The organism is Massilia rubra (genome assembly GCF_011682065.1).
In the GTDB taxonomy this organism is placed as follows: Bacteria; Pseudomonadota; Gammaproteobacteria; order Burkholderiales; family Burkholderiaceae_D; genus Telluria_A; species Telluria_A rubra.
In genome coordinates this window covers 1-587 of record NZ_VUYU01000091.1, presented here as the reverse complement: position 1 = coordinate 587, position 587 = coordinate 1, and the positions used below count along the sequence as shown (strand labels likewise).

Below are 587 nucleotides of genomic sequence, written 5' to 3'. Positions count from 1 at the left end.
TGCTTGAGCCTGTAGCTTTCGCCCGCGATCGGCACGATATGCGCGTGATGCAGCAAGCGGTCCAATAGCGCTGCGGTCAAGGTCGTATCCTGCGCAAACGTCGTGTCCCACTGCCCGAACGGCAGATTGCTGGTCACGATCAGGCTGCTGCGTTCGTACAAGGCGGCGATCACCTGGAAGAACAGGTTGGCTTGCTCGCGGTTCATCGGCAGGTAGCCGATCTCGTCGATGATCAGCAAGCGGTACGCCTTGATTGCCCGGTGCATGACCGCCTTCAGGTTGTTTTGTGCATGCGCCGTGGTCAACGCCAGCATCAGGTCGGCCGCCGTCGTGAAGCGCGTCTTGATGCCGGCCTGCGTCGCCTTGTAGCCGAGCGCCATCGCCAGATGCGTCTTGCCCACGCCGCTAGGACCGACCAGTACCACGTTCTCGCGCCGCTCCACGAATCCCAGGCCGGCCAGCTCCTCGACCTGGCTACGCTTGACGCCCTTGGCGAAGTCATAGTTGAACTCCTCCAGCGTCTTGACCACCGGGAACCCTGCCAGGCGCGTCATCGTGCTTTGCTTCCTCACATTGCGCCCGGCGGC

1 protein-coding gene is annotated in these 587 nt (G+C 62.7%); it reads right to left on the bottom strand.

The annotated features are described in order from the left end of the window. The coding region (gene istB / locus F0185_RS34150; RefSeq protein ID WP_187362727.1) for an IS21-like element helper ATPase IstB at positions 1-587 on the bottom strand (587 nt) is incomplete at both ends.